Here is a 10,218-nt window from a genome sequence, read left to right on the forward strand (position 1 = left end):
CATTTTTCTGGTATTTTATAGCTTGAGTTTTGTGTAAGAAATTTGAAGAGACAGTACGTTATAGTAACAACCCATCAAGGAGCCAATCGAAATTCAGCAGAATTCGGCTTTTTTCCATGAACATGTTATAATACAACTCAAGCTTTTGAAAAATTTGGAGTGAACATAAATGAAGACCGAACAAGGTATTAAGATACAAGTGAAACAGACCTTCCCGTTAACGATCAAAAGACTCGGGATCAATGGGGAGGGCGTGGGTTATTTTAAAAGGCAGGTAGTATTTGTGCCAGGGGCTTTGCCTGGTGAAGAGGTAGTCGTTGAAGCAACCAAAATCAATCCTAAATTTGCTGAAGCAAAAATTAAAAAAATCCGAGTTAAATCACCGCATCGTGTTCAGGCTCCATGTCCTTTTTATGAGCAATGCGGCGGCTGTCAGCTTCAGCATTTACAATATAGCCAGCAATTGAAAGAAAAACAGGATATTATTATTCAATCCCTAGAACGGCATTCAAAGTTGAAGGCGGACAAACTTGATATCCGACAAACGATCGGGATGGAGAATCCTTGGGGCTATCGGAATAAAAGCAGTTTCCAAGTAGCACAAAAAAATGGCAAGGTCTTGGCGGGATTATATGGGATGAATTCTCACCAGCTCATTGATATTGAGCATTGTGCGGTTCAGCACTCCCAGACGAATGAAGCGGTCACAACGGTAAAAACGATTCTAGAGGACCTGCAAATCCCGATTTATAATGAAAAGACGAGAAAAGGGATTGTTAGAACCATAGTCGCCCGTGTTGGAGTGGAAACGGGTGAGTTGCAGGTAGTCCTAATTACCACACAAAAAGAATTGCCTAAGAAGCAGTCTATTATTGAAGAAATACAACAAAGACTGCCGCAGGTAAAATCGATCGTTCAAAATATTAATGGTGAAAAAACCTCACTGATTTTTGGTGAAGAAACCCTTGCCCTTGCCGGCGAAGAATTCATCCAGGAAACGTTAGGTGATTTACAATTTGAGTTATCAGCGAGAACATTTTTTCAGCTGAATCCGATTCAAACCGTCAAGTTATATGATGAGGTGAAAAAAGCCGCAGACCTGACAGGAAACGAGAAAGTCCTTGATGCTTACTGTGGGGTAGGTACGATTGGATTATGGCTTGCTGACCAGGCGGCAGAGGTCCGGGGTATGGACGTTATCCCTGAATCCATAGATGATGCCAAGAAAAATGCAAAACGTCACGGGTTTACTAATACAAAATATGTCCCGGGTAAAGCAGAAGAGATATTGCCAAAATGGGTCAAAAAAGGATGGAAACCGGATGTAATCGTAGTTGATCCACCAAGGACAGGATTGGACAACCAGCTCCTTCAAACCATTTTGCAAGTGAAACCAGAGAAGCTTATTTATGTTTCTTGTAATCCTTCTACCTTAGCAAAGGATATTCAAACTTTAAGCTCAAAATATGATGTTAAATATATTCAACCTGTGGATATGTTCCCGCACACGGCACATGTGGAAGCTGTTGCAAAATTAATATTGAAATAGATTCTAACTTTTAGATTAGATGAGCTTTTATAAGAAATCTAAAGTATATTTTTATTCAAAATTTTGGTTGGTTTATAAAAAGGGGTACCCAATGAAATTTTTATTCACTGGGTACCCCTTAATCTTTATTTAAAACACTTTCGTAGTCCAATCCTCACAATTCCAAATATCAGTCGCGATTTCACGATAGAAATCAGGTTCGTGAGATACCATCAAAATACTTCCGCGATATGCCTTTAAAGCACGCTTCAATTCTTCTTTTGCGTCCACATCCAAGTGATTGGTAGGTTCGTCTAGAATTAATAAATTCGTTTCTGTGTTAATAATTTTACACAATCGAACTTTGGCTTTTTCTCCACCTGAAAGGACTTCAACTTTACTTTCAATATGTTTCGTCGTTAATCCACATTTTGCTAGAGCCGCTCGGACTTCAGCCTGATTCATACTAGGGAACTCGCTCCAAATTTCTTCAATACAAGTGTTGTAGTTAGACTGTTTAACTTCCTGCTCGAAGTAACCAATGTGTTGATACTCACCACGTTCCACTTTACCCGAAATTGGATCAATCAACCCAAGTATACTTTTTAAAAGAGTAGACTTACCAATACCGTTTGCACCCACGAATGCAATTTTTTGTCCGCGTTCCATTTTCAAATTCAGAGGGCGAGAAAGTGGTTCATTGTAACCAATAACAAGATCTTCAGCCGTGAAAATATAACGACTAGCTGCCCGAGCTTCTTTGAAGTTAAATTCAGGTTTCGGCTTCTCTTTCCCCAATTCAATAACTTCCATTTTGTCGAGCTTCTTCTGACGAGACATCGCCATATTACGAGTCGCAACACTTGCCTTGTTACGAGCAACGAAATCTTTCAAATCAGCAATTTCTTGTTGTTGGCGCTTGTAAGCAGACTCTAACTGTTGCTTCTTCATTTCATGAATTTTTAAGAAGTTATCATAGTCACCAACATAGCGATTCAACTCTTGGTTTTCCATGTGATAAATCAAGTTAACCACATTGTTCAAGAATGGAATATCATGCGAAATCAAGATAAATGCATTCTCATATTCCTGTAAATAGCGCTTCAACCATTCGATATGCTGTTCATCCAAATAGTTCGTAGGCTCGTCTAGTAATAGGATTTCAGGCTTTTCTAGCAAAAGCTTAGCCAGCAAAACTTTCGTGCGTTGCCCACCGCTAAGATCATCTACATCTCGATCGAGTCCAACATCGTCTAATCCTAGACCACGAGCAACTTCCTCAACTTTTGAATTAATTTGATAGAAATCATTACTATCTAGAGTTTCTTGTAGCTCTCCAACTTCTGCAAGTAATGCATCGATATCAGCACCTTCATCACCCATTTTTGCATAAAGTTCATTGATTTCTGATTCAGCATCAAAAAGATATTGAAAAGCAGTACTCAAAGCGTCACGCATCGTAGTACCTTTTTCAAGTACAGCATGCTGATCTAAATAACCAACACGAACTTTTCGTGACCACTCAACTTTCCCCTCGTCGGGCTGTAACTTCCCAGTAACAATATTCATGAAAGTAGACTTACCCTCACCATTTGCCCCAACTAGTCCAACGTGTTCTCCTTTTAAAAGGCGAAAAGACACATTATTAAAAATAGCACGATCACCGAAACCGTGACTTAAATTTTTTACGTTTAATACGCTCATTTTTTTAACTCCTTATCTAATATCACATGTGGATATCTTACTAGATTTTGACTGCTTTTTCTATCTTGAAGTTATTTTTTGTGAAAAAAGTAATTTGATCTTTGGGCTAAATTGGAATTTTGCCCCATCTTAATAAATTGAGATTATTGAATTATATTTACTTGGGCGTATAACAATTGGGTAAAAGTCTATTATACAACGAACCTGGAGGTAAGATATGAGTTATTCCTATATGGGAATAATTATAGAAAAAATGAAAGAATTGGTTGAGTTCTAAACTAAATTTTTTAAAAAACAAGTGTAAACTCATCAACAGCCCAGGTGTTGCCACATTCATTCCGCACATGTGGAGTGTGTCTCGCAACTCATTTTAAAGAAGGGCAAATAACCCTTGTGGTAGTTGCCTATTCTTGTTGAATTCCTTCTATTATATATGGTTAACGTTCGCCCTTATTAACATCAATTAAAAAAACGCCCCACTGACATAAATTCAGTCATCAGAGCGTTTTTCTCCGTAGTTAGAGATCGTCAATAAAAGTTTTCCAAAATACGCATTTATATATTGATACTTTACTACACTGCTTGCTTGATAGTAGACAATCTCTTTTTTTCTCTCCAACGGTAAAACATTTTCATCAGAGGCAATATTAAAATAAAGATAAACAGTAGCCTGAAGGTTTGGAACATCGAAACAAGTGAGACTTCTGCTTTAACTGCATCAGCTAATAATACCATTTGATCTAAGCCACCTGGGGCTGTGCTTAGAAAACTTGTAGCGAAAGTTGTGTCCAATGCAAACGACATTAGGAAGCTTGAGCCAAATGTTAGGGCAATCAGTGCGAATGCGCTGAAAATCCCGCCAACAAGTACACGTACTGGAAGCTTAATCATATGTGGCTTAAGCATTAAGCCAATATGGGCGCCGATTAGTAGCTGTGCGACGCTCATGAATATGCTAGGTACTTGTGGCATTGCGATTGGTGTTGTGAGATGCAACGTGATTAACAAAATAATGGGTGTGATGAAAAATGCGACTGGCAAATGGATGCGTTGCATTAAATGTGAGCATACCCATGCAAGTGCAATTAATAATACTAAATTAATCGTTAGCTTCGCGTCAGTTGGCTGCTTACTTATTGCATGTCCAGCGACGATAAACGGTACGAATACAACCACTAGTAACAGCCGAATGACTTGAAAATAAGAAATAACGCCAATTTCTTCAATTTTTTCCTCTTCAGCAAATACGACGATTTGACCTAAACCGCCTGGGATTGCACCTAGTACAGCAGCTTTGATCGGGATTTTTGCCCATTTACTCGTTAAGTAAGCGATGCCGATTGAGCCACCGATTAAAATAACGTTTAGCGTTATCATGTAAAATAATATTGAGCCCATCATGCCAAATAAATCGATGTTAAATTGTACACCTATTACAGTACCGACCATAACAACACCTAAATCCCGCATTTGGCCGGACCATTTGAGCGGTCCTTTATAAACAAATTGGGCTAACATGATGACAACAATTGGGCCGAGCATCCATGGAATAGGGATGTGCAGCAGGCTAAAAATATAACCGCCAATTAAAGATAAAACTAACACCTTTAACATTGCCTTCAACAGTAACACCCCTTCCTATAATAAAATTCCTAAATACATTCATTACTTAAGAAACCACCAGCGTTCATCGTCATGAATACTGGTGGTTTAGTTATTATGATTTCGCTAATTCTTTTACTTGGGATTCACGATCTACGTCATCGCGGCGTCGATCACCCCAATATGCGGAACCATTTTTCAAATATTCCTCATAAGTCCATTTTAATGGCTCCCAGTCTGGCTCGAAGATTAAGTAGCCGTTTGTAAAGATTTCAAGACGTAAGCCGCTTCCTGGGTCTTTTACGTAAATGTACATTGCTTGAGAAATACCATGTTTACCAGGACCAACGAATTGTACATCTGCTTCGCATAAAATGTCAGCAGCACGTAGTAAGTCTTGTGCGTTGTCTAACCAGTAAGCGATATGGTGCATTTCGTTTGGCTCTTTTGAACGTGATGTAGACATGATTGCTACGTCATGTACTAAGTTTGTTACGGATAACCAGCTTGCTACTTGTACATCGTCTGGATTTACAAAATATTCTCGTAGCTTGAAGCCTAATGCTTCTTGTAAAAATTTTACGATTTCAGTGTTGTCGTGAGAAGTTTGTAAGTTTACATGATCGATACGGCGTGGAGATGCACCTTTCGCCCAAGATTTATAAGTTTGGTTTTTAAGTACTGATTTACGAGATTCATCAGCAGGTGTTTTTTCCATATCGTAGTAAAGTTCGAAACAGTGACCACTTGGTAATTCGAAGCAGATTGCTTCACCTTGCGCTACTTCTTCGCCTGCTTCTTTCCAACGTACTTCTGTACCAGCATCTTCTAATAATTTTGCAAAAGTTGCGATGTCCTCGCGACGTTTTGTACGCCAGCCGATGTGATCGATGTAAGAAGTTTCACCAGCTGTAATGGATAATGTATGGTGTTCGAAGTCGCCCCAAGCTCGTAAAAAGTGTACGCCATCTACTACCTCTGTTTCTTCTAAACCTATTGTGTCGCGGAAGAACCATAAAGATTTTTCAAGATCTGCCGACACTAAAGCTACGTGTCCTAATTTTGCAATTTCCGGTGCGTAAAGGAATTTTTCCATTAATATTCACCTCATAATTAGATGTTTTTTTATAAGAGAGGACATATGAAATACGAATCCACTCTTTATAAATCACGTTTTCGAATACTACTATTACCCTTGAATGTTTGTATTAACGCCGAATAAATGTCTACCGTACCCTAAAATACCATCTTCATATAAAGAAGTTATGTGTGTTGCGATTGCCATTAAGTCACGAGTGAACAGCTCTACTGGGTGACCTTTTAATAATGCGTGTCCACCTAAAGTAAGTAGTGATTTTACGCCGATTTGTGTACACTTATCGATAATCTTTGCACGGATTGCTTTATACTTTGCCCCTTCGTATGGGCCGCCTTTATCCGTTTCCATCATTGCGACGTATTCATTTAATAAACTTTTAGCAGAAAGCATTTCAAGATTTAGCTCCGAAAGTACGCGTTGGCTCGCAGGAGAATCTTTTTCGTTTATGCCAGAGAAGCGTACGCGACCTGCTGTATGCTTTTCGAATTCGTCAAGTACCCGCGCTGCACCACCAACGGCCATCGCTGCGAATCCTACATAGAAGCCAGGGTAGAATGGTGTGTTGTAGTATAAGTAGTCTTGATCGAACTCTTCATACGGTGGCTGGCTCTTTTCGATAATTTTGCTAAAGCGTAAAATTGCATCAGGCTTAACGAAAACTTTATCGACGATTAATGTATTACTACCTGATCCACGAAGACCGAGCGAATCCCACGTTTTAACAACTTCTAAGTCAGAAACTTTTAATAAAATACCTACACGCTCAGGTTCGTCGTTGTCTTCGAATTTCATGATTGCGCCCACGCCAACCCAATCAGAGTAATTGATGCCGCTTACAAAATTGTACTTACCTGAAACGAGATACCCGTCTTCAACTGGTTCTACTTTGCCGATTGGTGCAAATACGTCAGCTACGAAGCCGCCTTGGTTAATGACTTCATCGCGAATGTGCCTTGGATAGTAACATACCCAAGAGTTGTGCACTGAGAAAAAGTATGTTAACCACGAAGCAGATAAGTTGTGGTAACCAACTGTACTTACCATATCAACGAACGTGCGCCAATCAAGTTGTGGATAGCCAAACTCTTTCGGCAAAATTAAACGATGAATTCCTTCCTCGCGGATAATATCCGCGATGCGTGGAGAAATTGTCGAGTTAAGATCCGCTTCGATTGCTTCTAACTCTGAGGCTTCACCGATACGCTTTGCTTTTTGCATAATTTCTTCATAAGACGCTTTATTTTCAACTACTGTTACCATTTGATCATTCCTTTCGAAAAAAGTTTATTGTGCTGAAACTGCTTGATCTTTTTCCACTGCTAAAAAATCGATGACAAGTTTGTTCACGATTTCTGGTTGGTCAGTTTGTGCTTGGTGACCGCAGTTTTCGATATATTCGAATTTAATGTTCGGTAATAATTTCTCAAGCTTATAACCTGTCTCAACTGGTGCAACAGAATCTTGGTTACCCCAAACGAATATGCCAGGGATTTTTAATTTTGGTAATGCATCTTTAATGCAGTAGCGATCCCAAAGCTTTGGTTCTTCATTCATTCTTGCTAAGTAAGCATCGAACGCTTGATTTGATTCTTTTACACCTGAGCGAGTTGCTGCTTGATGACGTAGTTGAATTAGTTCATCTGGAATGACTGTGTCTTCACTTGAATTGCGATACATAAATTTACGTAACGATTCTTCTGTATAGTCGTAACCAATCACTTCTAAGAATGAACGCAGCTTTCTTTCGGGTACTTCTTGCATCGCTTGATAAATTGTATTACTGCCGATGTAAACAACCTTATTTACTTTTTCAGGGTGGTCAATTGCATATTTAGCGGCAACGTAAGCACCTTGTGAGTTGCCGACAAGTGATACTTCATCTAGGCATAATGCTTCAATAAAATCATGTACATGGTCCACTAAGCTTTGATGACCATTTACTGGCCATGCGTGAGGGCGTGCATCTGTGAAGCCCATTGATAGTTGGTCTACTGCGTATGCGCGGAATCCAGCTTTTGCTAATGCAGGTAACATAAGACGCCAACCCGCTGCGCCGCAAGCTCCTGGTCCTGCACCATGTAGTAAAATTACAGCTGGTCCTTCTGTTCCGGCCCAGGAATAATGTGTACGGACACCGTTCGCTAATACGTAACTATTATGAAATCCTTCAAAAATTGTCATTGTTTATCCTCCTTGTATTGGTTGTTATTTTTTCTGTTTTGAGTATAACTGTTAAAAATTTTAAACGTCATAGCAATTTTTATTGAATGAATATTAATAATCTTTAAAATTTATTGAAAAAATAATTTCGTTTTTGTAATATGGGAAATAGAAATCAAAGGGGATGTGATTTTAATGAGTGAAATTGCATTTGATTCTAGTGAAACGAAAAATATTTTAATGTCGGCAAATGCCTTCCACACATTAAAAAACAATTTATTTAACAACATTGGCTCTCATAAAACGAAAGGCTTTTTATTCCGATTTGGTAAAGAGTTTGGGATGGAATCAGCAAAAAATAAGCTCCAAAATAAAAACTCGATAAATCCTGTTGGTAAAAGACATTCGCGCTTAGGTCATGTAAAAGATGTTATTTTCATGGGGGAAATTGTGCGCCATCCAGACGGCACGATTGAATGTGTCGATACGTGGGGACAATGGATAGAATCATTCGAAGCAGCATTACACCTTAAAAATTACGGTTTAGCAAATGAATGTGTTTGTCACATGTTATGCGGCTTTGCAAGTGGTGCATTGACATATGAGTTTGGCGAGTCAATTATTGCTGTTGAGTACAAGTGCGTCGGAAAAGGTGATCCATGCTGCGAGTTTAAAGTGCGTTTGGAGCGCGATTGGCTCAAAGAAAAGGAGGACCTTATTCACCTTTATCAAAACGACAACATTCTATCCGAGCTTGAAATGACATATGATGCACTTTTACACCATAAGCAAATGCTTGAAAAAATTTCGATATTTCAAGGGCAACTTACGCAAAAAGTAACAGATAAGCATTCGATGGATGAAATTGTGCAGGCTGCGTATGAGTTGTTGAACATCCCGATTTTGATTGAGGATATTCATGGCACTCCGTTAAGTCAAATTGGTATTACCGAAGACCAGCAGCTAGTAATAAAAAAAGATAAGGCGAAATTATCGCATTTTGTCGATAAGCACAACGTTACGCATTACAAAGGCGATAAATATTGGAAGTTGACGTCACCTGTTCTTATTAATAAAAAAAGTTATGCCACTTGTTCGTTTTTTTACTTTGATGAAAAGCATGTGGATGAAAACGACCACTTATTTCTAGAGCGTATTTCGACGGTCGTGGCGTTATGTATTTTATACGAGGAGACGCAGTTTGAAGAGCAACAACGTATGCGTAGCTCGCTATTAGAGCGCTTAATTCATAGTCGAAATATTAAAGATATCGAATCTTACTATAAATTTTTACCGTTTAAATTTCAGCCGCCATTTTCTACAGGTATTATTAGTGTGAAAAAGAAAAAGAAAAATCACGAAATTATTGACATTCATGACCAGCTAACAGCGTTATCTAAGTTGGCAAAAGAGTGGGATTTACCTTGTATTTTTGCAGTGCTCGGGGAAGAAATTGCTCTCCTTAACTCGCTGAATAGCGATAAGCAAGGTTGGCAAAAGAAAATTACGAAAATTTTTCAAAAAATGGAGAAGCAAAATAGCAATTATAAATATTCAATAGGGCTTAGCGGAACGTTTAGCCATTTTAAAGATTTCGAACGATCTCTACAAGAGGCTCGTGTCGCCCAGCGCTTCCCAAACCAAAAGCTACTAACAAATTACGAAGATTTAGGAATGCTTGGCGATATCGTAAGGAACATGAGTATTGAGCAGCTGCATGAAATGGCGAAAAAGACGTTAAAAGACTTATACAATTTCGATGATCCACGTAAAAAAGAATTGTTGCACACGCTTTACGTCTATTTATTAAATAGCCAACGCTTAAAAGAAACGATGGATGAGTTGACGTTATCAATCGGTGGTATCCAATATCGTATAAAGCAAATTGAGGAACAGCTACAAATTTCACTAAAAAACGCATCAACAGCAGCGTATACTTTATTAGTTATTCAGGCGCTAATATTGTCGGATAGCTTAAGCTTTGAGGAATTTGCACGATAAAAAACAAAATATATTTAACTGAAAAACTTAAATAATATATTAATTGTTTGAAGCGTACGCCGAAATGGCAACGATTTCTTAGTAAATACCATTATTAATCAAAAAAGCCGACTGTAGACAAACT

Annotated in this window: 7 protein-coding genes; 2 read left to right on the forward strand and 5 right to left on the reverse strand. The window is 38.6% G+C overall.

The window, feature by feature from the left end:
- Window positions 1-169: 169 nt before the first annotated feature.
- Window positions 170-1,549 (forward strand): 23S rRNA (uracil(1939)-C(5))-methyltransferase RlmD, encoded by a 1,380-nt coding sequence (gene rlmD, locus V7266_RS19190; RefSeq protein WP_335469983.1) that lies wholly within the window; start codon window positions 170-172, stop codon window positions 1,547-1,549.
- A 129-nt stretch (window positions 1,550-1,678) separates the two neighbouring features.
- On the opposite strand, the gene V7266_RS19195 is transcribed toward rlmD, so the two are convergent.
- From V7266_RS19195 to V7266_RS19215, 5 genes are all read right to left on the reverse strand, one after another.
- Window positions 1,679-3,232 carry an ABC-F family ATP-binding cassette domain-containing protein gene (locus V7266_RS19195; RefSeq protein ID WP_335469985.1) on the reverse strand — a complete coding sequence of 518 codons (1,554 nt, stop codon included), beginning with the start codon at window positions 3,230-3,232 and terminating at the stop codon, window positions 1,679-1,681.
- Between the two features lie 573 nt (window positions 3,233-3,805).
- Window positions 3,806-4,846: an AbrB family transcriptional regulator gene (locus tag V7266_RS19200; RefSeq protein ID WP_335470000.1), complete on the reverse strand. Its 1,041-nt coding sequence runs from the start codon at window positions 4,844-4,846 to the stop codon at window positions 3,806-3,808.
- Window positions 4,847-4,949: 103 nt separating this feature from the next.
- On the reverse strand, window positions 4,950-5,930 hold the full coding sequence (locus V7266_RS19205; RefSeq protein ID WP_335469988.1) for a VOC family protein: 981 nt from the start codon (window positions 5,928-5,930) through the stop codon (window positions 4,950-4,952).
- A gap of 93 nt (window positions 5,931-6,023) precedes the next feature.
- Window positions 6,024-7,193 (reverse strand): acyl-CoA dehydrogenase family protein, encoded by a 1,170-nt coding sequence (locus V7266_RS19210; protein WP_335469991.1) that lies wholly within the window; start codon window positions 7,191-7,193, stop codon window positions 6,024-6,026.
- A gap of 24 nt (window positions 7,194-7,217) precedes the next feature.
- On the reverse strand, window positions 7,218-8,114 hold the full coding sequence (locus tag V7266_RS19215; protein ID WP_335469994.1) for an alpha/beta fold hydrolase: 897 nt from the start codon (window positions 8,112-8,114) through the stop codon (window positions 7,218-7,220).
- A gap of 174 nt (window positions 8,115-8,288) precedes the next feature.
- Here V7266_RS19215 and V7266_RS19220 point away from each other — a divergent pair, with 174 nt between their 5' ends.
- A complete protein-coding gene (locus tag V7266_RS19220; RefSeq protein ID WP_335469996.1) occupies window positions 8,289-10,094 on the forward strand; it encodes a V4R domain-containing protein in 1,806 nt (601 codons plus the stop codon).
- Window positions 10,095-10,218 lie beyond the last annotated feature (124 nt).

The organism is Neobacillus drentensis, from assembly GCF_036965645.1.
Lineage (GTDB): Bacteria > Bacillota > Bacilli > Bacillales > Cytobacillaceae > Neobacillus > Neobacillus drentensis_D.